The organism is Herbaspirillum sp. WKF16, assembly GCF_028993615.1.
In the GTDB taxonomy this organism is placed as follows: domain Bacteria; phylum Pseudomonadota; class Gammaproteobacteria; order Burkholderiales; family Burkholderiaceae_D; genus Herbaspirillum.
Window position 1 is genome coordinate 234,449 of record NZ_CP118632.1, and the last position, 22,863, is coordinate 257,311.

Consider the following 22,863-nt stretch of genomic DNA (forward strand, 5'->3'; position numbering starts at 1 on the left):
GGCCGCCGTCAGGCGGCCGTGTCGTTTGGGCGCTGCTTGTCGCGCGGCGCCCGCCCTTCCTCACACCGTGATTTCCCTGATAGAAGCCATGCCGGCGGGAGCATTTCTTGCTTGCCGGTAACGGCGTGCGCGCGCATCCGCGGCCGGCCTCGGCCGGGTGCGTAAATGTCACGCGGCAAGCGCTTTTGCGGGCCGAAGTTGCCGCTATAATGCGCGTTTTTCTCCCACTCCCAGGCCTCACTGCAAGGAACAAGGCATGAATGCTCTCCTCTGGTTCGTCGTCCTCTATTGGGTCATTTCGGTAGGCATCGGCCTGTATGCCACCCGGTTCGTCAAGAGTTCGAAGGACTACGCCGTCGCCGGCCGTTCGCTGCCGATGTCGGTGGTGACGGCAACGGTATTTGCGACCTGGTTCGGTTCGGAGGCGGTGCTGGGCGTGTCCTCCACCTTCCTCAAGGAGGGGCTGGGCGGCATCGTCGCCGACCCCTTCGGTTCTTCGCTGTGCCTGATCCTGGTCGGCGTGTTCTTCGCCAAGCGCCTGTACCGGATGAACCTGCTCACCATCGGCGACTACTACAAGAAGCGCTACGGCCGCGCCGCCGAGATGCTGGTCACGATCTGCATCGTGATCTCCTACCTGGGCTGGGTGGCGGCGCAGATCAAGGCGCTGGGCCTGGTGTTCAGCGTGGTCTCGGGCGGTTACATCCCGATGCACTGGGGCATGATCATCGGCGCCGGCAGCGTGCTGATCTACACACTGATGGGCGGCATGTGGGCGGTGGCCATCACCGACTTCCTGCAGATGATCATCGTGGTGGTCGGCATGTTCTACATCGGTTGGGAAGTCTCCGGCATGGTCGGCGGCCCGGCGGTGGTGATCCAGCACGCGGCCGAGGCCGGCAAGTTCGATTTCTGGCCGCAAGCCAACATCAGGGACGTGCTGTGGTTCTTCGCCGCGTGGATCACCATGATGCTGGGCTCGATCCCGCAGCAGGACGTGTTCCAGCGCGTGATGTCGTCCAAGAACGAGACCGTGGCGCGCAACGCCTCCATCCTGGGCGGCGTGATCTATTTCTGCTTCGTGTTCATCCCCATCTTCCTGGCCTACTCGGCCACGCTGATCGATCCGGCCATGGTGTCGCGCCTGCTGGAGACCGATTCGCAACTGGTGCTGCCCACGCTGATCATGGAGAAGATGCCGGTGTTCGCCCAGGTGATGTTCTTCGGCGCGCTGCTCTCGGCCATCAAGAGCTGCGCCAGCGCCACGCTGCTGGCGCCGTCGGTGACCTTCACCGAAAACGTGTTGAAGGAAATCCGCCCCTGGAAGAGCGACCGCGAGTTCCTGTTCTCGATGCGCGCGGTGGTGCTGGTCTTCACCGTCGGCGTGACCGCGCTGGCATTGAACAGCCAGTCCAGCATCTATGAGATGGTGGAGAACGCCTACAAGGTGACCCTGGTCGCGGCCTTCGTGCCGCTGGCCTTCGGCGTCTATTGGCAGCGCGCCACCCGCCAGGGCGCGCTGATGGCCATGGTGCTCGGACTGTTGTCCTGGATCACGCTGGAGTACACCGCGCCGGAAGGCTTCTGGCCGCCGCAACTGGCGGGCTTGCTGTTCTCCATCGGCGGCATGGTGGTCGGTTCACTGATGCCGCAGGTGCTGGCGCCGGTCCCGCCCATCCTGGCCGGCGCGCCGGAGGGCGGTGCCCGCTCCTGAGCGTTCCCTGGCGCATGCAACGGCCGCCCGGCATCGCCGCGCGGCCGTTTTTCCTTTGCGGCGGCAGTACGGCAGAACTGCCGCCGCCTTTGCTGTCAAAGCCAATTCGCGCATTGGCTTTTCCATGCGTCTCCGATGTCAGACGGACAAGTTGCCGGACAGGCAATCGGAACTAATTTGCTTTTCATCAACCTGACTGACCATGACTGAGCAAACTCGACATTACGATTTTGCTGCCGATGCGTTATTTCTGGACTTCGACGGCACCCTGGTCGAACTCGCGCCACAACCCGAAGACGTGGTGGTGCCGCCGGAACTGATCACGCTCCTGCAGCGCTTGCACCAGGAGTCGGACGGCGCGCTGGCCATCGTCAGCGGCCGCCCCCTGGATCAGCTCGATTTCTTCCTGGCGCCGCTGCGCCTGCCGATGGCGGGCGTGCACGGCGCCGAGCGGCGCACCGCTGACGGCCGCATCATCGCGCTGCCGGTGGCTGACGTGCATCACCTGCGCGAACGCCTGTTGCCGCTGGTCACCGCCCATCCCGGATTGCAGCTGGAACTCAAGCGCGGCGCGCTGGCGCTGCACTACCGCCATGCGCCCCAGCTCGAACAGCGCTGCGTCGAGACCATGATGGAGGCCCTCAAGCACGAGCCGGGTTTCTCCATGCTGCACGGAAAGATGGTGGTCGAGGCCAAGCCCCACGTGAACAAGGGCGACGCCATCGCCGCCTTCCTGAGGGAGGCGCCGTTCCAGGGCCGCCGGCCGGTCTTCATCGGCGACGACGTCACCGACGAGGCCGGCTTCGCCGTGGCGCAGTCCGAGTCCATGAAAGGGCTCGGCATCAAGGTCGGCGCCGGCCCCAGCCAGGCCCGTGCGCGCGTGGCCGATCCGGCCTCGGTGCTGGCGCTGCTGCGCCAGGCGCTGGACGCCGGATTGGCCGGCCGCCGCCCGCGGGAGCAAGCCGCCGGCTAGCGCCGCGCCCGCCCCGCCATTCTTTCGAAGCACCACGCCTTCCAAGAAATCTGTCCAACAGAACATGAGGGAACCATGAGCCAGCCCAGCACCGACCCGCAGCAGGAACCGCAGCCCCAGCCGCATTCCCAGACCCAGCAATCCGAACAGCCGCACCTGGCGGCGCAGGCGCACGACAATCCGTCCACCTCGACGCTCGAGCTCGGCGTGATCGGCAACTGCGCGTTCTCCGCGCTGGTCGACAAGATGGGCCGCATCGTCTGGTGCTGCCTGCCGCGCTTCGACGGCGACCCGGTCTTCAACGCCTTGCTCGACCCCGGCGACAACGGCAGCCTGTGGGCCTTCCAGCTGGAGAACTTCTCGCACAGCGAGCAGTGGTACGAACCCAATACCGCGGTGCTGCGCACGCGGCTGTACGACACATTGGGGCAGGGCGTGGAGATCACCGACTTCGCGCCGCGCTTCGCCAGCCGCGGTCGCTTCTTCCGGCCGCTGCAGCTGGTGCGGCGTGTGCATCCGCTGTCGGGCGCGCCGCGCATGCGCGTGGTCCTGCGCCCCAAGTTCAACTGGGGCCGCGAAGAGCCGCTGGAGACGCGCGGCAGCAACCACATCCGCTTCGTCGGCGAGGAGCAGACGCTGCGCCTCAATACCGACGCGCCGATCAGCTACATCGTCGGCGAGACCGCCTTCGTGGTCAGCCGTCCCTACAACTTCATCCTCGGCCCCGACGAGACCCTGCACGCCGGCATCAACGACACCGCGCGCGACTTCGAGCAGGAGACCCTGGCCTACTGGCGCAACTGGAGCCGCGCCCTGGCCACGCCGCTGGAATGGCAGGACGCCGTGATCCGCGCCGCCATCACCCTCAAGCTCTCGGTGTTCGAAGACACCGGCGCCATCATCGCCGCCATGACCACCAGCGTGCCCGAAGCGCCGGGCAGCCAGCGCAACTGGGACTACCGCTACTGCTGGCTGCGCGACGCCTTCTTCGTGGTGCGCGCCCTGAACAGCCTTTCCGAGCTGGGCACCATGGAAGACTACCTGCGCTGGATGACCAACGTCGTGGTGCGCTCCGCCGGCGGCCACGTCCAGCCGCTGTACGGCATCGGCCTGGAAGAGGCGCTGCCCGAGCAGATCCTCGACCACCTGCCCGGGTACCAGAACTTCGGCCCGGTGCGCGTGGGCAACCAGGCCTACGAGCACTTCCAGCACGACGTCTACGGCAACATCGTGCTGGGCGCGGCGCAGGCCTTCCACGACATGCGTCTGCACCATCGCGCCGGCGCCGAGCACTTCCAGCACCTGGAGGCGGTCGGCGAGCGCGCCTACGAGGTCTACAACCAGCCCGACGCCGGCATGTGGGAGTTGCGCACGCGCTCGCGCATCCACACTTCCTCGGCGCTGATGAGCTGGGCCGCCTGCGACCGCCTGGGCAAGATCGCCGCGCGGCTGGACCTGCCCGAGCGCGCCCGGCACTGGGGCGACCGCGCCAAGGAGATCGGCGAGCGCATCCTCACCGAGGCCTGGAACGAAGATCGCCAGGCCTACGCCGAGAGCTTCGGCGGGCGCGACCTCGACGCCAGCGTGCTGCTGATGGTGGAGGTCGGCCTGATCGCGCCGACCGACAAGCGCTTCATCGCCACGGTCGACGCGCTGGAGAAGTCGCTGTGCGACGGCCCCTACATGCGCCGCTACGAGGCGCCGGACGATTTCGGCCGGCCCGAGACGGCGTTCAACATCTGCACCTTCTGGCGCATCGACGCGCTGGCCCGCATCGGCCGCAAGGAGCAGGCGCGCGAGATCTTCAAGGACATGCTCGACGCCCGCAACCACCTCGGCCTGCTGTCCGAAGACACCCACCCGGTCACGCGCCAGATGTGGGGCAACTTCCCGCAGACCTATTCGATGGTGGGCATCATCAATTGTGCGATGCGCTTGTCGGCATCATGGGAGGCGGTGATCTGATGGGTAGATTGGTAGTGGTATCGAACCGCTTGGCCGACCCGCGCAAGCCCGCGGCCGGCGGCCTTGCGGTGGCGCTGGGCGAGACATTGAAGAAGACCGGCGGCCTCTGGTTCGGCTGGAGCGGCAAGGTGGTGGAGGGCGGCACCCCCGGCGAGGGCGAGCTGCACGTGCACCAGGCCGGCAGCGTGACCCTGGCCGAACTCGACCTGAGCCAGGAAGACCACGACGCCTACTATCGCGGCTACGCCAACGGCGTGCTGTGGCCGGTGTTCCATTACAGGCTGGACCTGGCGCATTTCGAGTCGGGCCACCTGGGCGGCTACCGGCGCGTGAACCAGCTGTTCGCGCGCAAGCTGTTCCCGCTGTTGAAGCGCGACGACATCATCTGGATCCACGACTACCACCTGATCCCGCTGGCCGCCGAGCTGCGCGCGATGGGCTGCGAGGCGCGCATCGGCTTCTTCCTGCACATCCCGCTGCCGCCGCCGCCCATCCTGACCGCGATCCCCTCGCACGAATGGCTCATGCGCGCGTTGTTCGCCTACGACCTGGTGGGCTTCCAGAACCACGCCGACCTGCAGCACTTCGCCCAGTACGTGCAGGCCGAAGCCACCGCCGAGCCGGTCGGCGCGAACCAGTACCGCGCCTTCAACAGCACGGTGCATGCGGGCGCCTTCCCGATCGGCATCGACGTCGCCGACTTCCAGCGCCTGGGCCGCGCCAAGGAGGCGCGCGACACCTACGAAAGCACCAAGGCCGAATACTCGCGCCGGCGCCTGCTGATCGGCGTCGACCGGCTGGACTATTCGAAGGGCCTGCCGCAGCGCATCCGCGCCTTCCGCGAACTGCTGCGCCTGTATCCCGAGAACCGCCACAGCGCCACGCTGCTGCAGATCGCCTCGCCCAGCCGCGAGGACGTGGAAGCCTACGGCGACATCCAGCGCGAGCTGGAAAGCCTGTGCGGCTCCATCAACGGCGACTTCGGCGATTTCGACTGGATGCCGATCCGCTACATCCACCGCACCGTGGCGCGTAAGCGCCTGCCGGGTTTGTATCGCGCTTGCGCGGTGGCCCTGGTGACGCCCTTGCGCGACGGCATGAACCTGGTGGCCAAGGAGTTCGTGGCGTCCCAGGACGAGGAGGATCCCGGCGTCCTGGTGCTGTCGCGCTTCGCCGGCGCCGCCGAGCAGATGAAGCAGGCCCTCATCATCAATCCCTACGATACCCACGGCGCCGCCAACGTGATCCAGCAGGCGCTGCAGATGTCGCTCACCGAGCGGCGCGAGCGGCATGCGGCGCTGATGGAGAACATCCGTGAGTTTGATGTGCATTGGTGGTGCAGTGCGTTCCTCGATACTTTGAAGGCGACACGAGCGGCCAGTGTTTAGATCGAATGATCGGGTGAGGCTATGCGGCGAGCTTTTCCGCGGCGCTTGCCAGGCCATCGAAAATGGGTTCGCTGACGCTTGAAGGAAAATCCGAAGCCAGCACCGAGCGCACGCTCGCAATCACCCCGGTCGTTTTTGCCGCCAGCTCGGCGAGTATCTGCTCAGGATCCTGGCCGTCCGGTGAAACGATCCCGTATTTCTCCCCGACGGCGATCCAATGGCGGCGCACGATCTCGCGCATTTTCCAATGATCGTTCCTGGAGCGCACCGCCATGGCCATCTTTGCCTTGAACGGCGACAATTTCCCGGGACCCTCGCCCAGTATCGGATACACCGACAGCACGTCATACAGTGGCGTAAGTTCGTAGGCGCCGCCGGCGCGCAGGAAGAGCGAGAAGTTCTTGGCGTGGCCATCGGTGGCCCACAGCATCCAGAACAGCACTTGCGCCTCGAAGAAGCGGCGCCGGGCAGCGACCCGGTCGATCGATCCGCTGAGCAGCCGCATGATGGCGTCCATGCTGGGGCCGCCATCCGCTTCGTATTTCAGCCAGGGTGGCGCCCCGGTGGCCTGGCACATGTCTTCCTGCGGCAGCCTGAGCAGGCGCAGATCTCCTTCTGGTGCCTGCCACCAGGTGCGGTCGAACCGTTCGACCGACAGCACGGTCATGTCCCCGAACCTGGCGATGTCGCATGACGCGACCGGCATGCCGTAAGCGGCCAGGATTTGTGCGCACAGCCATTCGTTCTCGACGGAATGGCGCATATCGTATCGCTGGCCGCCGACCAGGCCGAGCGGCAGCTTGAGGATATGCGTGGTGGGTGTCGGGCCGTGCGGCATGCACCATCGGTCCCGGTAGCGCAGCAAGGCGGTTTTTTCCTGTGCGCCGGCAATGGAAATACGGAAGTCGTCGGAATCGGGGAGGCCGGGCGCCGCAGGCGTCAATGTATCCCGCAGCAGCTGGGCCACCTCATCGTCCGACAATGCGGTGGCTTCGATCGGTACGATACCGGTTGATGCTGCGGACTGCGGCAAGATCTGGAGCGCACCGACGCAATCGCGGCCGATTTCCGCCAGCAGTCCGAAGGCGTCCGATGTCTTCGTACGGTATTTGCGAGCGATACGTTCTCGAATGGCTTTGCTGTCCGGGAGCAGGTTGTCGAAGTAGTTATGCACCACCTCTCCCCGGTGTGGCAGGTTGCCCGGCATAAAGGGCAGCGACAGGGAGAGCGGGCGGGCACCGGGAGCGTTGACCCATGCGTCGGCGTACTGCAATTGTTCGCCTTGCGGCGAGAGCGTCCAGGTGCCGACGAACTGACCGTTCATCCACAGGCTTTGCGACCGGCTGTGAGAGCTGCGTCCCATCACCACACCGGCTTGTCTGGCGACGGCGCTCCTGATTCGGAGGGGGTGCGTTTGCGCAGGATGACCTCCACGCCGAGGACGTTGAGCAGTTCCAGCAAGCGGTCGGCGCCAGCTTTGTCGGCATTGCGTTCGAGTGCCGACAAGGTCTGCTGAGTAACGCCAAGCCGCGCGGCGGCTTCGGCCTGAGTCAGGCCGGCTTGTTTTCGATAAGCCTGCAGCAGGGCGGTCAACTGGCTGGCGGTGCGAACGTGATAGTCGGGCATGCGGGTCTCGGCGGCGGTCAATGTCTACAAATTTTAGTTTGTTTTTTTAATTTACTCAATTTGATTTGTATTTTTCATAAACAGTTTTTAATTTGTAAAATAAGAAAACATATTAAAAACTGTATGCGGGTGGTCGTAGCGCAATTTTTCTTGTGCAACTCCCGCAGTCGTCCTCGGTGTGCATCCACACGGCAACAGTGCTTGCGCGCATCGACGCGCAAGTACACCGAAGTCTATCGTGAATTCGCAAAAGCCTCGCCAAAAGCCTTTATAATTCAGGGTTTTGGAAGTTTTTTGCGGAGTGTGTCATGCCGATTTACGCGTATCGCTGCGAAGCGTGTGGTTTTGCCAAGGATGTCTTGCAAAAGATGTCTGACGATGCGTTGACCGTTTGCCCGTCCTGCAATCAGGACAGTTTCAGGAAGCAGCTCACCGCGGCAGGTTTCCAGCTCAAGGGCGCCGGCTGGTACGTGACCGATTTCCGCGGCAACGGCAGCGGCGGCGCCAACAGCAAGGGCGCCACCGGCACCGGCCTGGCCGCGAGCGACGCTTCCACCGCCGGCACGCCGCCCGCCAGCGCGCCGGCCGCCGCCACCCCTGCGGCACCTGCGGCCGCAGCTTCCGCCCCGGCCGCATCGACGACTTCGACGACCACATCCAGCACCAGCTGAGAGGCCTGCACCGACCCATGCGCAAATACTTCATTACCGGCCTGCTGATCCTGGTGCCCCTGGCGATCACCCTGTGGGTGCTCAACCTGATCATCAGCACCATGGACCAGTCGCTGCTGCTGCTGCCGCCGAGCTGGCGGCCGGAAGCGCTGCTGGGTTTCTACATCCCGGGCCTGGGTTCCATCCTCACGCTGCTGATCATCTTCCTCACCGGGCTGGCCGCGCGCAACTTCATCGGCCGCCAGATCGTCTCGCTGTGGGAAGGCATGCTGACCCGCATCCCGGTGGTGAAGTCGATCTACTCCAGCGTCAAGCAGGTCTCGGACACGCTGTTCTCGTCCTCCGGCAACGCCTTCCGCAAGGCGGTGCTGATCCAGTATCCGCGCCAGGGCTCCTGGACCATCGCCTTCCTCACCGGCACTCCCGGCGGCGAGGTGAAGAACCACCTGCAGGGCGACTTCATCAGCGTCTACGTGCCGACCACGCCGAACCCGACCTCGGGCTTCTTCCTGATGCTGCCGCGCGCCGATTCGATCGAGCTCGACATGTCCGTCGACGAGGCCCTGAAGTACATCGTCTCGATGGGCGTGGTGGCCCCCGAGATGGCGGCCGACAAGAAAATCATCACCGAGACGGCGGGGCCGAACAATTGACGGGGCGGCCGGCGCATCGCTTGCCGGCCAGCCCCGCCTCCGCCGTCATCATCCCCATTACGAATCAAACAAGAACACTGTCAACGGAATCAGAACCATGTCCATGCGAACCCAATACTGTGGCCTCACTACCGAGGCACTGCTCGGCCAAACCGTCAGCCTGTGCGGCTGGGTGCACCGTCGCCGCGATCACGGCGGCGTGATCTTCATCGACCTGCGCGACCGCGAAGGCCTGGTCCAGGTGGTGTGCGACCCGGACCGCGCCGAAGTGTTCAAGAACGCCGAATCGGTGCGCAACGAATTCTGCCTGCGCATCACCGGCGTGGTGCGCGGCCGCCCGGAAGGCACCGGCAACGCCAACCTGAAGTCGGGCAAGATCGAAGTGCTGTGCCATGAGCTGGAAGTGCTGAACCCGTCGGTGACGCCGCCGTTCCAGCTGGACGACGACAACCTGTCGGAAACCACCCGCCTGACGCACCGCGTGCTGGACCTGCGCCGCCCGCAGATGCAGAACAACCTGCGCCTGCGCTACAAGGTGGCCATGGAAGTGCGCAAGTTCCTGGACGCGCAAGGCTTCATCGACATCGAAACCCCGATGCTGACCAAGTCGACCCCGGAAGGCGCGCGCGACTACCTGGTGCCCTCGCGCGTGAACGCCGGCGAATTCTTCGCGCTGCCGCAGTCGCCGCAGCTGTTCAAGCAGCTGCTGATGGTGGCCAACTTCGACCGCTACTACCAGATCACCAAGTGCTTCCGCGACGAAGACCTGCGCGCCGATCGCCAGCCTGAGTTCACCCAGATCGACTGCGAAACCTCGTTCCTCTCGGAACAGGAAATCCGCGACCTGTTCGAAGGCATGATCCGCCTGGTGTTCAAGAACGTGCTGGACATCGACCTGCCGAACCCGTTCCCGGTGATGGACTTCGCCACCGCCATGGGCATGTACGGTTCCGACAAGCCGGACATGCGCGTCAAGCTCGAGTTCACCGAGCTGACCGACGTCATGAAGGACGTCGACTTCAAGGTCTTCTCGGGCGCGGCCAACAGCGAAGGCGGCCGCGTGGTCGGCCTGCGCGTGCCGGGCGGCGCCGACATGCCGCGTTCGGAAATCGACGCCTACACCCAGTTCGTCGCTATCTACGGCGCCAAGGGCCTGGCCTACATCAAGGTCAACGAAAAGGCCAAGGGACGTGACGGCCTGCAGTCGCCCATCGTCAAGAACATCCATGACGCCGCGCTGGCCGCCATCGTCGAGAAGACCGGCGCCCAGGACGGCGACCTGATCTTCTTCGGCGCCGACCGCGCCAAGGTCGTCAACGACGCCATCGGCGCGCTGCGCGTGAAGATCGGCCACAGCGATTTCGGCAAGAAGAACGGCCTGTTCGACGACCAGTGGCGTCCGCTGTGGGTGGTCGACTTCCCGATGTTCGAGTACGACGAGGACAACCAGCGCTGGGTCGCGCTGCACCACCCGTTCACCTCGCCCAAGGACGGCCACGAGGACTTCATCTCGACCAACCCGGGCGCGGCCATCGCCAAGGCCTACGACCTGGTCCTGAACGGCTGGGAAATGGGTGGCGGCTCGGTGCGTATCCACCGCGCCGACGTGCAGAGCAAGGTGTTCCGCGCGCTCAAGATCGACGACGAGGAAGCGCGCCTGAAGTTCGGCTTCCTGCTCGACGCGCTGCAATACGGCGCGCCCCCGCACGGCGGCATCGCCTTCGGCCTGGACCGCCTGGTCACCATGATGGCCGGCGCCGAGTCGATCCGCGACGTCATCGCCTTCCCCAAGACCCAGCGCGCGCAGGACCTGCTGACGCAGGCGCCGTCGGCAGTCGACGAGAAGCAACTGCGCGAGCTGCACATTCGCCTGCGCAATGCGGAGCCGGCAGTGAAGGCCTGATCGTCGATCAAGCCATCCCGGGAAAAACGCATGCAGCAATGCATGCGTTTTTTTTTGTCCGAGCAAGGAGCACGCAGTTGCCGTTCGTCCTGCGTAGGCCGCAGGCCGTATCGAAGGATCACGGACGGCGAACCTTCGATACGCCGCAAGGCGACTACTCAGGACGAACGGCAGGTTTTGTGCGATCAATGCCAGCGTTCGCAAGACGCGCGGCCAGGTTTCTTGCGGGCCGTTCCTGAAAATAATTTACGCATGCATGCGCGGCGATCATGGCGACATGCGCAGATATCATTTCCGGCTCGCTTGCCGCTCCCCCTATCATCGGTCGAATTCGCGTCCATCCATGAAATGCGTTCCAAGGGGAGATCATGCAAGCCAACACCATCCAGGCCAGCGGCATTCCGCAGGTAAGCAATAACCAGCGCCGGCGCGCCATCGTCGCCACCGTCATCGGCAACGGCCTCGAATGGTTCGACTTCACCGTCTACAGCTTCTTCGCGGTGATCATCGCCAAGCTGTTCTTCCCGACCGGCAACGAGCTGACCTCGCTGCTGCTGGCGGTGGCCACCTTCGGCGTGGGCTTCTTCATGCGTCCGGTGGGCGGCATCCTGCTCGGCATCTACGCCGACCGCGTCGGCCGCAAGGCGGCGCTGTCGGTCACCATCCTGCTGATGGCGCTGGGCACCACCATCATCGGCCTGGCCCCCACCTATGAGCAGATCGGCCTGTTCGCGCCGCTGCTCATCGTGGTGGCGCGCCTGCTGCAAGGCTTCTCCGCCGGCGGCGAGATGGGCAGCGCCACCGCCTTCCTGACCGAGTACGCGCCGGTCAGGGAGCGCGCCTTCTACTCCAGCTGGATCCAGGCCAGCATCGGCGTGGCCGTGCTGCTGGGCGCCGCGGTCGGCACCTTCGTCACCTCCAGCCTGGATGCACAATCGCTGGCGAGCTGGGGCTGGCGCCTGCCGTTCCTGCTGGGCATCGTGATCGGCCCGGTCGGCTACTACATCCGCAACCACCTCGATGAAACCCCCGCCTTCCTGGAAGAGAAGGACAAGACCGATTCGCCGCTGAAGGAAGTGATCCGCAACTTCCCGCGCGAGACCGCGGCCAGCTTCTCGATGGTGATCCTGTGGACGGTCTGCACCTACGTGCTGCTGTTCTACATGCCGACCTATTCGATCAAGGTGCTCAAGCTGCCGCAGTCGACCGGCTTCATCGCCGGCATGGTGGGCGGCCTGTGCATCATGGTGTTCGCGCCCATCGTCGGCCGCCTGGCCGATCGCCTGGGACGCCGCGTGTTCCTGTCCGGCGCGTCGCTGCTGATCCTGTTGCTGGCCTATCCCATGTTCGCCTACATCAACATGGCGCCGGGCCTGGGTTCGCTGCTGCTGTTCCAGCTGGTGTTCGGCGTGCTGATCGCGGCCTACACCGGTCCGATCCTGGCGGCCTTCTCCGAGCTGTTCCCGGCCAAGGTGCTGTCGACCGGCCTGTCGGTGGCCTACAACCTGGCGGTGACCATCTTCGGCGGCTTCGCCTCGTTCATCATCACCTGGTTCATCGCCGCCACCGGCAGCGCCATGGCCCCGGCTTTCTACGTGATGATCGCCGCCGCCATCAGCTTCGTCGGCACGCGCTTCGTGCGTGAGCCCCAATACCTGCAACCCCGTTGATTTCATCCATGACCAAGATTCTCCTGCAGGGCGGCAACGTCCTCGACCCCGCGCTGGGCAGCCTGTTCCCACGCCATGACGTCCTGATCGAAAAGGACCGCATCATCGACGTCTCGGCCACGCCGCTGGACGTCCCCGGCGCGCGCCGCATCGACGTCTCCGGCAAGACCGTGATGCCGGGCCTGATCGACTGCCACGTGCACGTGCTGGCCTCGCTGGCCAACCTCGGCCTGAACGCGCTGCAGCCGGGTTCGCTGACCTCGATTCGCGCCTTGCCCATCGTCGAGGCCATGTTGAACCGCGGCTTCACCAGCGTGCGCGACGCCGGCGGCGCCGATTGGGGCCTGGCGCAGGCGATCGCCATCGGCCTGGTGCCGGGGCCGCGCATCTTCCCATCCGGCAAGGCCCTGTCGCAGACCGGCGGCCACGGCGACTTCCGCCCGCGTTCCGATGTGCTGGAGCCATGCTCCTGCGCCTTCCGCGCCGGCGCCATCGCGCGCGTGGCCGACGGCGTGGACGCGGTGCGCCTGGCGGCCCGCGAAGAGCTGCAGAAGGGCGCCACGCAGATCAAGATCATGGCCTCCGGGGGCGTGGCCTCGCCCACCGATCCGATCGGCAACACCCAGTACAGCGAGGATGAGATCCGCGCCATCGTGGCCGAAGCCGAAGCGGCCCAGACCTACGTCATGGCGCACGCCTACACCGGCCGCGCCATCACGCGCGCGGTGCGCTGCGGCGTGCGCACCATCGAGCACGGCAACCTGGTGGACGCCGATGCCGCGCGCGTGATGCGCGAGCACGGCGCCTTCGTGGTGCCGACCCTGGTCACCTACGATTCATTGGCGCGCGACGGCGCGCGCCTGGGCCTGCCGGCCGATTCGGTGGCCAAGATCGAGTCGGTGCGCCAGGCCGGGCGCGACTCGCTGCGCATCTATGCCGAGCACGGCGTGCAGATGGGCTTCGGCTCCGACCTGCTGGGCGAGATGCACCAGGACCAGTCGCACGAATTCATCATCCGCGCGGAGATCCTCGGCAACCTCGAGACCATCCGCTCGGCCACCTCGGTGGCGGCCGCCATCCTGCAGCGCGAAGGCGTGCTGGGCACGGTGCGCGCCGGCGCCCAGGCCGACCTGATCGTGGTCGACGGCAACCCGCTGCAAGACATCACGCTGCTCACCGGCCAGGGCGAGCACCTGTCGCTGGTGATGCAGGCCGGCCACATCCACCGCAGCCGCGCGTAATTCCTGCCCGCCGGGACAATCTCGATCCCGCTCCCGGCGGGCATGCTTTTCGCTCTAACATCTGGGTATTCCCGAGTCATGTTGGAGCGTCATCCATGCGTATTTCCCCGCTTCCCCCACTGCCTTCGCTGATCGCCTTCGAAGCCGCCATGCGGCACGGCAGCTTCACGCGCGCCGCCGCCGAACTGCACCTCACGCAAAGCGCCGTCAGCCGCCAGATCGCCCAGCTGGAACGCTTCCTCGGCAAGAAGCTGTTCCTGCGCGAGCCGCGCGCGCTGCGCCTGACCGTCAGCGGCCAGCGCTACGCAGAACTGGTGCAGCGCCTCCTGGTCGATTGCGCCGAAGGCACCGAGGACGTGATGAAGCGCAAGGGCCACCAGGAACTGACGGTGGCCTGTTCCTCGGGCGTGGCCGTGCTGTGGCTCACGCCGCGCCTGGCGCGTTTTCGCGCGCTGCACCCGGATTGCCACCTGCGGCTGATCGTCAACGACCGCCTGGCCTTCCTCTCCGAGACCGACTTCGACATGGGCATCTACTTCCTGCGCGACGGCCCGCCGTCGGGCATGGCCGCGCGCCGGCTGTATGACGAGGAAGTGTTCCCGGTGTGCTCGCCCGCGTACCTGGCCGGACGCAGCCTGGCGCCCAAGGACTTGCAGGACGAGACGCTGCTGTTGCTGGAGGACGGCCAGCGCCAGTGGATGTCGTGGCAGAACTGGCTGGCCCACAACGGCTTGCCGGAGACGCGCATCGAACACCAGATCCTCTCCAACCAGTACCCGATCCTGCTGCAGCTGGCCATGGAAGGGCACGGCATCGTGCTGGCCTGGCGCCATATGATCGACGCCTGCATGCGCGCCGGGCTGCTGGTGCGCGCCTGTCCGGCCAGCGCCAGCCTGGGCGGCGGCTACTACGCGGTGTGGCCGCGCGACCGCATCGAGCACGCCGCCGCGCGCAGCTTTCGCAACTGGCTGGTGGCCGAGAGCGAGATGCCGGATGCGCCGGCATAACGGCGCCGATGCGGCGCATGCCGATACAATGTCCGTTTTGCAGACGGACCAGGCAGATGACGCAAACCAAGCCCTACAAGATTCCGGAATCGGTGCTGGTGGTGATCCACACCGCCCAGCGCGAGGTGCTGTTGATCGAGCGCGCCGACAAGCCCGGTTTCTGGCAATCGGTGACCGGCTCCAAGGATACGCCGGAAGAAGACCTGTCGGAGACCGCCCGACGCGAAGTACAGGAAGAGACCGGCATTCTGGTGCGCGCCCCCGGCGTAGAATCGGGACATGGCGAGGGAAGGCGGCTGCCGGCCGAGAACTTGCGCGACTGGCAACTTTCCAACATCTATGAGATCTACCCCGTCTGGCGGCACCGCTACGCCCCGGGCGTGACGAAGAACACCGAGCACGTCTTCGGCCTGCTGGTGCCGCGCGACATCCCGATCACGCTGGCGCCGCGCGAGCATACGCGCCATGAATGGCTGCCCTTGCGCGAGGCGGCGGATCGCTGCTTCTCGCCCTCCAACGCGGAGGCGATCCTGCAGCTGCCGAGCTACATGCAGGCGTAGGGCGGGCGCCGGAAGAACAGAAGAAAGGTTGCACAGATGAAGCTGCGCGTGGCGACATACAACATCCACAAGGGCGTGACCTCGTTCGGCGGGCGGCCGCGCATCCTGGCGTTGAAGCAGGCGCTGGCCCAGCTCGACGCCGACATCCTGTTCCTGCAGGAAGTGCAGGGCCGGCACGACCTCAACGCCCTGCGCCACGCTTCCAACTGGCCGCAGCAGGGCCAGCACGAATACCTGGCCGGCGAGACCCACCATGCCGCCTACGGCATGAACGCGGTGTACGACCACGGGCACCACGGCAACGCGCTGATCTCGCGCTTCGAGATCGCCTCCTTCCGCAACCAGGACGTCTCCGACCACGCCTACGAGTCGCGCGGCATCCTGCACTGCGTGGTCCCGCTGGACGGCGCCGAGGTGCATTGCTACGTGATCCACCTGGGCCTGTTCGCGGGCGGCAGGCGGCGCCAGATCGAGGCGCTCATCGAGGCGGTGCGCAGTTCCTCGCCGCCGGACGCGCCGCTGATCATCGCCGGCGATTTCAACGACTGGACCAACCAGCTCAGCAAGACGCTCTACCAGAGCATCGGCGTGGTCGAGGTGTTCGACCAGCCGCTGGCCAAGGCCAAGGGCGTGATGAACGGCCTGCGCCGCATGGGCGGGCTGTCGGCGCCGATCCGCCCGGCCCGCACCTTCCCGGCGATGATGCCGTGGCTGCGGCTGGACCGCATCTACCTGCGCGGCTTCAAGGTCGACACCGCCCAGGTCCTGAGCGACGGCCCGTGGGCCCGCCTGTCCGACCACGCGCCCATCGTCAGCGAACTGCAGCTGGCGTAGACTGCGCCTGCCCGCGGTTCGCGTCGCCGGCACATCCCGACTGCCCCATAACACCAGAAAAAGTCCTGCATGCGCCATGTCAACTTCACCGACGGCAACGAGATCGCGCTGCTGCACAGCGGCGCCGGCTTCTATCCGGCCCTGATTGCCGCGCTCGATGCGGCGCGCGTCGAGATCTACCTGGAGACCTACATCTTCGCCATCGACGACACCGGCATCCTGGTGCGCGACGCGCTGCAGCGCGCCGCCGCGCGCGGGGTGGTGGTGTACGTGATCAACGACTGGCTGGGCACCGGCCGCGTGCAGACCAGGCAGCTCAAGCAGACGCTGGGCGCGGCCGGCGTGCAGCACCGCGCCTTCAACCCCTGGTTCCGGCGCGGCGTGGCGCGCAGCCACCGCAAGCTGTGCGTGGTGGATCGCCAGGTGGCCTTCGTCGGCGGCCTCAACATCAACGACGATTTCATTTCCGACAGCGGCCATGCAATCCCGCTGCCGGCGCCGCGCTGGGACTTTGCCGTGCGCATCACCGGCGCGCTGGTGCACGAGATCTACCGCGAGATGGAAGCGCAGTGGCTGCGCGTGGGTCACATGAAGATCAAGGCGCGCTGGGAGAATTTCAAACGCCTGCGCCACGGCTCGCCGATGCCGGTGCACGGCCAGACCCAGGCCGGGCTGGTGGTGCGCGACAACTTTCGCAACCGCCGCACCATCCAGCGCGCCTACCTGCAGGCGCTGGGACGCGCGCGCGAGAGCGCCTTCCTCGCCAACCCGTATTTCGCGCCCGGGCGCAAGATGCGGCGCGCGCTGGAAGAAGCCGCATTGCGCGGCGTGAAGGTGACGCTGCTGCTGGGCGTGGGCCAGTTCACCATGCAGGACGCGGTAGCGCATCACTTCTATCCCAAGCTCTTGCGCGCCGGCGTGCGCATCGTCGAATACACCAAGACCCAGCTGCACGCCAAGGTCGCGGTGGTGGACGACAAGTGGTCCACGGTCGGATCCAGCAACTACGACGGCCTGTCGCTGTTCGTGAACCAGGAGGCCAACGTGGTGGTCGAGGACCAGGCCTTCTCGCAATACCTGCGCGAGGAGATCGAGGCCGGCGCGGCCGGCGGGCGGGTGGTGCACCTGTCCGATTTCCAGCATGTGCCGTGGTACCGGCGCGCCGCCTACGGCGCGGCGTTCCTGCTCTACCGCACGGTCATCCACGTCATCACGCTGGGCCAGGACGCCTGAGGGAAATGTCGCCGCGTTGGCGGCAGATGTAAGCAGTTGGCGCAGGATCGAGGCGCCCGCAATTCTGCCCCGGCAGCGCCGCCGTACCGAAAATCCACCGTATCGCATTCGATGATGAAATGGACTAAGATGGCCGTCCGGGTTTCCGATGGAAGACCGCAGAGGGTCTTCCTGCCAATTCAATCAAGGAGCGAGTTATGGATGATGTCGTCATTGTCGCAGCACAGAGAACTGCCATCGGCAAATTTGGCGGTTCCCTGTCGAAGATCGCCGCGGCCGATCTCGGTGCGCAAGTCATCAAGGCCCTGCTGGCCAAGACGGGCATCAAGCCGGAAGCCATCAGCGAAGTCATCCTCGGCCAGGTGCTGACGGCGGGCGTGGGCCAGAACCCCGCGCGCCAGGCCGTGATCAAGTCCGGCCTGCCCGACATGGTGCCGGCCTTCGTGGTCGGCAAGGTCTGCGGCAGCGGCCTGAAGGCGGTGCAGCTGGCGGCCCAGGCCATCAAGTGCGGCGACGCCCAGATCGTCATCGCCGGCGGCCAGGAGAACATGAGCGCCTCGCCGCACGTGCTCAACAATTCGCGCGACGGCTTCCGCATGGGCGACGCCAAGCTGACCGACACCATGATCGTCGACGGCCTGTGGGACGTCTACAACCAGTACCACATGGGCATCACCGCCGAGAACGTGGCCAAGAAGTTCGAGATCTCGCGCGAGGAGCAGGATGCCTTCGCCGCCGCCTCGCAGAACAAGGCCGAAGCCGCGCAGAAGGCCGGCAAGTTCAAGGATGAGATCGTCCCCATCGAGATCAAGGGCAAGAAGGAAACCGTGGTGTTCGACACCGACGAGTTCGTCAAGCACGGCGTCACCGCCGAAGCGCTGGGCACGCTGCGCCCGGCCTTCGACAAGGCCGGCTCGGTGACCGCCGGCAACGCCTCCGGCATCAACGACGGCGCCGCCGCGGTGGTGGTGACTTCGGCCAAGCTGGCCGCCGAGCTGGGCCTGCCGGTGCTGGCCAGGATCAAGTCCTACTCCTCGGCCGGCCTGGATCCCAGCATCATGGGCATGGGCCCGGTGCCGGCGTCGCAGCTGACCTTGAAGAAGGCCGGCTGGACCCCGCAAGACCTCGACCTGATGGAAATCAACGAAGCCTTCGCGGCCCAGGCCATCGCGGTCAACAAGCAGATGGGCTGGGACACCAGCAAGATCAACGTCAACGGCGGCGCGATCGCGCTGGGCCACCCGATCGGCGCCTCCGGCTGCCGTGTGCTGGTGACCCTGCTGCACGAAATGGTCCGCCGCGACGCCAAGCGCGGCCTGGCCAGCCTGTGTATCGGCGGCGGCATGGGCGTGGCGCTGGCGGTGGAGCGCTGATCGCCTGTTGCGCCATGATGCAATGAAGAACGCCGGCGTTTGCCGGCGTTTTTTCTTGGCTGTAAAAATTCTGCCATCCCGGCAGAAACCTCGGTCATCCCGGCGCAGGCCGGGATCCCGTGTCGTTAGTGGCGCCCGTCCCGCCGACGAGCGCAGCACGCATCACGCCGCGAATCCGTACAATCAATTCTTCACCAACAGCAGCAGAACCACCATGGACACCACCCGCATCGACAAATGGTGCTGGGCCGCGCGCTTCTTCAAGACGCGCTCGCTGGCCACCGACGCGATCGACCGCGGCCGCGTCAAGCTCAACGGCGACGCCACCAAGCCCTCGCACAACGTGCGGGTCGGCGATCGCCTCAAGATCGACAACGGCGCCACCGAATGGGAAGTGCTGGTGACCGGCATCGCCGACAAGCGCGGCTCGGCGGCCATCGCCGCCACGCTCTACAGCGAGACCGAGGACAGCGTGCGCCGGCGCGACGCCGAGGCCGAGCGTCATCGCCTGTTCCGCGAGCCATCGTCCGAGATCAAGGGCCGCCCGACCAAGCGCGACCGCCGCCTGCTCGACCGCTCCTCTTCCTGAGCGCTGCAGCGCCCCGGCGCCTCGTTGTAAGATGGCGGGAGATTTCCCCGGCCCGTCTTTTCCCCTTCGAAGGTGCAGATGTCCCAGGCAGTCCTGTTCCAGCCGCCGATCCGCAAGGAATGCCCGCCAGGCGCGTGCGCCTGCGAGCGCGAACAGCTGTTGGACCGGCTCGGCTCCGACGCTGCGCGTATCCTGTTGCTCACGCGCGAGGAAGAGAAGCGCCTGATCGAGCGCATCGGCCGCATCGCATCGTATGAAGAACTGCTGCACGTGGGCAGGCTGCTGCAGAAGAACCTCGGCATCGTGCTGCAGATCAGCCCCTCCGCGGTCGAGGTGCGCACCGTGCGCGGCCTGCAGATCCGGCTGGCCGACCAGCCCGGCCTGTGCAAGAAGACCCGGGAGACCATCCCGGCGGCGATCCGCAAGTGCCTGGAAAACCATCCCGCCATCGTCTACGCCATCCTCGACGCCCACGACCTGCTGGGCCCTGCCGCCGCTCCCGCGACATCGGCGCCGGCCGCGCCGCCGCCCGTGAATTCCACCCTGCCGCTTGCCTGAGGGCAAGCTTCGCACCCTTGCGCCGTCCGCCGATTTTTTGTTTGACTTTTGCGGCGCGATGAATAATAGTACGATCGTTCGAATAAGTTCTGGGAACAGTTAGACGTTCGCAGAAAAGCAGCCCCGGCACAAGAGGGCCTGCTTGTCCGGACCGACCCCGCCGTCGGCCAATGCGGCGGATACCAAAGAGACAACGATGACAGAGACAAGCAAGGCGGCTGGCGCCGCCCGCCCCAAATTCCTGCGCAAAGGCGAACAGACCCGCGCCGCCATCCTGGATGTGGCGCTGGAACTGGCCAGCCGCGACGGCCTGGAAGGGCTCACCATCGGCCTGCTGGCCGAGAAGATGAAGATGAGCAAGTCCGGCGTGTTCGCCCATTTCGGCTCGCGCGAGGACCTGCAGATCGAGGTCGTGCGGCTCTACCACACCCGCTTCGAGCAGGACGTGTTCTATCCCTCCATCAAGGAGCCGCGCGGCCTGCCGCGCCTGGAGGCGATGTTCGCGCGCTGGGTCAAGCAGGTGACCGTGGAAATCGCGCTGGGCTGCATCTACATCAGCGGCGCGGTGGAATACGACGACCGTCCCGGCGCCATCCGCGACCACCTGGTGGCCATGGTGCAGGCCTGGCGCGATGCGCTGGAGCGTTGCATCAAGCAGGCCATGGAAGCCGGCCACATGCGCGCCGACATCGATGTGGGCCAGATGGTCTTCGAGATGTACGGCCTGATCCTGGCGCTGCACCACGACGCCCGCTTCCTGCACATCCCGGGCAGCGTCGAGCGCGCCGAAGCCAGCTTCCGCCGCCTGATCGAGAGCTACCGCCCGCAGGGCAGCGACAGCGCAGGCGCCCCCAAGAATTCCAAATCCGCTGCAAAGAAAGCAGCGTAACCCGTCCCGGAGACATTCATGCCCCAATACAACGCACCCCTGCGCGACATGCAATTCGTGCTGCACGAACTGCTCAAGGTCGAAGACGTGTTCAAGGACCTGCCGCCGCACGCGGAGACCAACCGCGAGCTGATCGACCAGGTGCTGGAGGAGGGCGGCAAGTTCACCTCGCAGGTGCTGTTCCCGCTGAACCACTCGGGCGACCGCGAGGGTTGCCACTTCGACCGCGAGACCAAGGCCGTGACCACGCCCAAGGGCTTCAAGGAAGCCTACAAGCAATACGTCGAAGCCGGCTGGGCGGCGCTGTCCTGCGATACCGAGTTCGGCGGCCAGGGCCTGCCGCTGACCCTGAACAATTCGTTCTACGAAATGCTCAACTCGTCCAACCAGGCCTGGACCATGTACCCCGGCCTGTCGCACGGCGCCTATGAGTGCCTGCACGCGCACGGCTCCGACGAGCAGAAGGCGCTGTACCTGCCCAAGCTGGTCTCGGGCGAATGGACCGGCACCATGTGCCTGACCGAGGCGCACTGCGGCACCGACCTGGGCCTGCTGCGCAGCAAGGCCGAGCCTCAGGCCGACGGCTCCTACAAGATCACCGGCAACAAGATCTTCATCTCGGCCGGCGAAAACGACGTCTCCGAGAACATCGTGCACCTGGTGCTGGCGCGCCTGCCGGATGCGCCGCAAGGCTCCAAGGGCATCTCGCTGTTCATCGTGCCCAAGTTCCTGCCCCAGGCCGACGGCTCGCTGGGCGCGCGCAACCCGATCTTCTGCGGCGCCATCGAAGAGAAGATGGGCATCCACGGCAACGCTACTTGCCAGATGAACCTGGACGGCGCCACCGGCTGGCTGATCGGCCAGCCGCACAAGGGCCTGCAGGCGATGTTCGTGTTCATGAACGCGGCCCGCCTGGGCGTGGGCATGCAAGGCCTGGGCCTGACCGAAGTGGCCTACCAGAATGCGCTGGTGTATGCCAAGGACCGCTTGCAGATGCGCAGCCTGTCCGGCATCAAGGCCGCCGACAAGCCGGCCGACCCGATCATCGTGCACCCCGACGTGCGCCGCATGCTGCTCACCGCCAAGGCCTACGCCGAGGGCGGCCGCGCCTTCACCTCCTACATCGCGCTGGAGCTGGACAAGGAACTGTCCCACCCGGACGAGGAAGTGCGCAAGGACTCGGCCGACATCGTGGCCCTGCTGACCCCGGTGGTGAAGGCCTTCCTCACCGACAACGCCTGGACCGCCACCTCCGAGTGCCTGCAGGTCTACGGCGGCCACGGCTACATCTCCGAATGGGGCATGGAGCAGTACGTGCGCGACGCCCGCATCAACATGATCTACGAAGGCACCAACACCATCCAGTCGCTCGACCTGCTGGGCCGCAAGATCCTGATGGACAACGGCGCCAAGCTGAAGAAGTTCGGCGCGCTGATCCAGGCCTTCGTGGAAGAGCACGGCACCGATGAAGCCATGTCCGAGTTCGTCTCGCCGCTGGCCGACATCGGCGACAAGGTCAGCAAGCTGACCATGGAGATCGGCATGAAGTCCTTCGCCAACCAGGACGAGGCCGGCGCCGCCGCCGTGCCCTACCTGCGCGTGGTGGGCCATCTGGTGTTCTCCTACCTGTTCGCCCGCATGGCCAAGATCGCGCTGGAAAAGCAGGACTCCGGCGATACGTTCTACACCGCCAAGCTGGCCACCGCGCGCTTCTATTTCGCGCGCCTGCTGCCGGAAACCGCGATGCTGATCCGCCAGGCGCGTTCCGGCTCGGCCAACCTGATGGCGCTGGACGCCGACCTGTTCTGAAGCGGGGCGGGATGCCGGCCACGGCCGAAGTCCCGCCTCGTTGATCTGCCGCAATAAGGCCGGACATGGCGTCACGCCCATGTCACCCCGGCACGGCATGCTGTAAAAAGGGCCGCGGAGGCGTACAGTAGCGCAACGCCATCCGCCGGCACTTGCCTTGCTCTGTCCCGAATTCACATTTGAAGCATCAGCAAAAAAGGAGACTTG

At 65.8% G+C, this 22,863-nt stretch carries 20 protein-coding genes; 18 read left to right on the top strand and 2 right to left on the bottom strand.

Features of this window, described 5'->3' with window-relative positions:
• Nucleotides 1-256: 256 nt before the first annotated feature.
• The 4 genes from Herbaro_RS01065 (at nt 257) to otsA (ending at nt 6,040) form a co-directional block, all read left to right on the top strand.
• Nucleotides 257-1,714, top strand: a complete 1,458-nt coding sequence (locus tag Herbaro_RS01065; protein ID WP_275011999.1) for a high affinity choline transporter 1 — start codon at nt 257-259, stop codon at nt 1,712-1,714.
• 202 nt (nt 1,715-1,916) lie between these two features.
• A complete protein-coding gene (gene otsB, locus Herbaro_RS01070; protein WP_275012000.1) occupies nt 1,917-2,687 on the top strand; it encodes a trehalose-phosphatase in 771 nt (256 codons plus the stop codon).
• A 75-nt stretch (nt 2,688-2,762) separates the two neighbouring features.
• Nucleotides 2,763-4,652 (top strand): glycoside hydrolase family 15 protein, encoded by a 1,890-nt coding sequence (locus tag Herbaro_RS01075; protein ID WP_275012001.1) that lies wholly within the window; start codon nt 2,763-2,765, stop codon nt 4,650-4,652.
• The gene (otsA, locus tag Herbaro_RS01080) at nt 4,652-6,040 is read left to right on the top strand and encodes an alpha,alpha-trehalose-phosphate synthase (UDP-forming) (RefSeq protein ID WP_275012002.1); all 1,389 of its coding nucleotides are present in this window, start codon (nt 4,652-4,654) and stop codon (nt 6,038-6,040) included. The genes Herbaro_RS01075 and otsA overlap by 1 nt, the downstream gene beginning before the upstream one ends.
• A gap of 19 nt (nt 6,041-6,059) precedes the next feature.
• Here the strand turns inward: otsA and Herbaro_RS01085 are convergent, their stop codons facing one another.
• Together Herbaro_RS01085 and Herbaro_RS01090 are read right to left on the bottom strand one after the other, a co-directional pair.
• Nucleotides 6,060-7,403 (bottom strand): type II toxin-antitoxin system HipA family toxin, encoded by a 1,344-nt coding sequence (locus Herbaro_RS01085; RefSeq protein ID WP_446719296.1) that lies wholly within the window; start codon nt 7,401-7,403, stop codon nt 6,060-6,062.
• The gene (locus Herbaro_RS01090) at nt 7,403-7,666 is read right to left on the bottom strand and encodes a type II toxin-antitoxin system RelB family anti-toxin (protein WP_275012005.1); all 264 of its coding nucleotides are present in this window, start codon (nt 7,664-7,666) and stop codon (nt 7,403-7,405) included. Before Herbaro_RS01090 ends, Herbaro_RS01085 begins: the two co-directional genes overlap by 1 nt.
• A gap of 308 nt (nt 7,667-7,974) precedes the next feature.
• On the opposite strand from Herbaro_RS01090, the gene Herbaro_RS01095 reads away from it, so the two are divergent.
• The 14 genes from Herbaro_RS01095 to Herbaro_RS01160 all read left to right on the top strand — a co-directional run bounded on the left by Herbaro_RS01095 (nt 7,975) and on the right by Herbaro_RS01160 (nt 22,656).
• Nucleotides 7,975-8,337, top strand: coding sequence for an FmdB family zinc ribbon protein (locus Herbaro_RS01095; RefSeq protein WP_275012006.1), 363 nt, complete (start codon nt 7,975-7,977; stop codon nt 8,335-8,337).
• A gap of 17 nt (nt 8,338-8,354) precedes the next feature.
• On the top strand, nt 8,355-8,990 hold the full coding sequence (locus Herbaro_RS01100; protein WP_275012007.1) for a DUF502 domain-containing protein: 636 nt from the start codon (nt 8,355-8,357) through the stop codon (nt 8,988-8,990).
• A gap of 97 nt (nt 8,991-9,087) precedes the next feature.
• On the top strand, nt 9,088-10,893 hold the full coding sequence (aspS, locus tag Herbaro_RS01105) for an aspartate--tRNA ligase (RefSeq protein ID WP_275012008.1): 1,806 nt from the start codon (nt 9,088-9,090) through the stop codon (nt 10,891-10,893).
• Between the two features lie 368 nt (nt 10,894-11,261).
• Entirely contained in the window at nt 11,262-12,563 is a 1,302-nt protein-coding gene (locus Herbaro_RS01110; RefSeq protein ID WP_275012009.1) for an MFS transporter, read from the top strand.
• A gap of 8 nt (nt 12,564-12,571) precedes the next feature.
• Nucleotides 12,572-13,804, top strand: a complete 1,233-nt coding sequence (locus tag Herbaro_RS01115) for a metal-dependent hydrolase family protein (protein WP_275012010.1) — start codon at nt 12,572-12,574, stop codon at nt 13,802-13,804.
• Between the two features lie 95 nt (nt 13,805-13,899).
• The gene (locus Herbaro_RS01120) at nt 13,900-14,811 is read left to right on the top strand and encodes a LysR substrate-binding domain-containing protein (protein ID WP_275012011.1); all 912 of its coding nucleotides are present in this window, start codon (nt 13,900-13,902) and stop codon (nt 14,809-14,811) included.
• 56 nt (nt 14,812-14,867) lie between these two features.
• Nucleotides 14,868-15,371: a dihydroneopterin triphosphate diphosphatase gene (nudB, locus tag Herbaro_RS01125; RefSeq protein ID WP_275012012.1), complete on the top strand. Its 504-nt coding sequence runs from the start codon at nt 14,868-14,870 to the stop codon at nt 15,369-15,371.
• Between the two features lie 36 nt (nt 15,372-15,407).
• Nucleotides 15,408-16,205: an endonuclease/exonuclease/phosphatase family protein gene (locus Herbaro_RS01130; RefSeq protein WP_275012013.1), complete on the top strand. Its 798-nt coding sequence runs from the start codon at nt 15,408-15,410 to the stop codon at nt 16,203-16,205.
• A gap of 69 nt (nt 16,206-16,274) precedes the next feature.
• Nucleotides 16,275-17,438: a phospholipase D-like domain-containing protein gene (locus Herbaro_RS01135; RefSeq protein ID WP_275012014.1), complete on the top strand. Its 1,164-nt coding sequence runs from the start codon at nt 16,275-16,277 to the stop codon at nt 17,436-17,438.
• Nucleotides 17,439-17,635: 197 nt separating this feature from the next.
• Nucleotides 17,636-18,811, top strand: coding sequence for an acetyl-CoA C-acetyltransferase (locus Herbaro_RS01140; RefSeq protein WP_275012015.1), 1,176 nt, complete (start codon nt 17,636-17,638; stop codon nt 18,809-18,811).
• Nucleotides 18,812-19,025: 214 nt separating this feature from the next.
• Complete coding sequence (locus Herbaro_RS01145) at nt 19,026-19,400, top strand: Hsp15 family ribosome-associated heat shock protein (RefSeq protein WP_275012016.1); 375 nt, start codon at nt 19,026-19,028, stop codon at nt 19,398-19,400.
• Between the two features lie 78 nt (nt 19,401-19,478).
• Nucleotides 19,479-19,958, top strand: a complete 480-nt coding sequence (locus Herbaro_RS01150) for a hypothetical protein (protein WP_275012017.1) — start codon at nt 19,479-19,481, stop codon at nt 19,956-19,958.
• A gap of 196 nt (nt 19,959-20,154) precedes the next feature.
• A complete protein-coding gene (locus Herbaro_RS01155; RefSeq protein WP_275012018.1) occupies nt 20,155-20,847 on the top strand; it encodes a TetR/AcrR family transcriptional regulator in 693 nt (230 codons plus the stop codon).
• An 18-nt stretch (nt 20,848-20,865) separates the two neighbouring features.
• Nucleotides 20,866-22,656 (top strand): acyl-CoA dehydrogenase C-terminal domain-containing protein, encoded by a 1,791-nt coding sequence (locus Herbaro_RS01160; RefSeq protein WP_275012019.1) that lies wholly within the window; start codon nt 20,866-20,868, stop codon nt 22,654-22,656.
• Nucleotides 22,657-22,863: the final 207 nt, after the last annotated feature.

Coding starts and splice junctions, on each gene's coding strand:
- Herbaro_RS01065 (WP_275011999.1), top strand. CDS start 257: ATGAATGCTCTCCTCTGGTTCGTCGTCCTCTATTGGGTCATTTCGGTA.
- otsB (WP_275012000.1), top strand. CDS start 1,917: ATGACTGAGCAAACTCGACATTACGATTTTGCTGCCGATGCGTTATTT.
- Herbaro_RS01075 (WP_275012001.1), top strand. CDS start 2,763: ATGAGCCAGCCCAGCACCGACCCGCAGCAGGAACCGCAGCCCCAGCCG.
- otsA (WP_275012002.1), top strand. CDS start 4,652: ATGGGTAGATTGGTAGTGGTATCGAACCGCTTGGCCGACCCGCGCAAG.
- Herbaro_RS01085 (WP_446719296.1), bottom strand. CDS start 7,403: ATGGGACGCAGCTCTCACAGCCGGTCGCAAAGCCTGTGGATGAACGGT.
- Herbaro_RS01090 (WP_275012005.1), bottom strand. CDS start 7,666: ATGCCCGACTATCACGTTCGCACCGCCAGCCAGTTGACCGCCCTGCTG.
- Herbaro_RS01095 (WP_275012006.1), top strand. CDS start 7,975: ATGCCGATTTACGCGTATCGCTGCGAAGCGTGTGGTTTTGCCAAGGAT.
- Herbaro_RS01100 (WP_275012007.1), top strand. CDS start 8,355: ATGCGCAAATACTTCATTACCGGCCTGCTGATCCTGGTGCCCCTGGCG.
- aspS (WP_275012008.1), top strand. CDS start 9,088: ATGTCCATGCGAACCCAATACTGTGGCCTCACTACCGAGGCACTGCTC.
- Herbaro_RS01110 (WP_275012009.1), top strand. CDS start 11,262: ATGCAAGCCAACACCATCCAGGCCAGCGGCATTCCGCAGGTAAGCAAT.
- Herbaro_RS01115 (WP_275012010.1), top strand. CDS start 12,572: ATGACCAAGATTCTCCTGCAGGGCGGCAACGTCCTCGACCCCGCGCTG.
- Herbaro_RS01120 (WP_275012011.1), top strand. CDS start 13,900: ATGCGTATTTCCCCGCTTCCCCCACTGCCTTCGCTGATCGCCTTCGAA.
- nudB (WP_275012012.1), top strand. CDS start 14,868: ATGACGCAAACCAAGCCCTACAAGATTCCGGAATCGGTGCTGGTGGTG.
- Herbaro_RS01130 (WP_275012013.1), top strand. CDS start 15,408: ATGAAGCTGCGCGTGGCGACATACAACATCCACAAGGGCGTGACCTCG.
- Herbaro_RS01135 (WP_275012014.1), top strand. CDS start 16,275: ATGCGCCATGTCAACTTCACCGACGGCAACGAGATCGCGCTGCTGCAC.
- Herbaro_RS01140 (WP_275012015.1), top strand. CDS start 17,636: ATGGATGATGTCGTCATTGTCGCAGCACAGAGAACTGCCATCGGCAAA.
- Herbaro_RS01145 (WP_275012016.1), top strand. CDS start 19,026: ATGGACACCACCCGCATCGACAAATGGTGCTGGGCCGCGCGCTTCTTC.
- Herbaro_RS01150 (WP_275012017.1), top strand. CDS start 19,479: ATGTCCCAGGCAGTCCTGTTCCAGCCGCCGATCCGCAAGGAATGCCCG.
- Herbaro_RS01155 (WP_275012018.1), top strand. CDS start 20,155: ATGACAGAGACAAGCAAGGCGGCTGGCGCCGCCCGCCCCAAATTCCTG.
- Herbaro_RS01160 (WP_275012019.1), top strand. CDS start 20,866: ATGCCCCAATACAACGCACCCCTGCGCGACATGCAATTCGTGCTGCAC.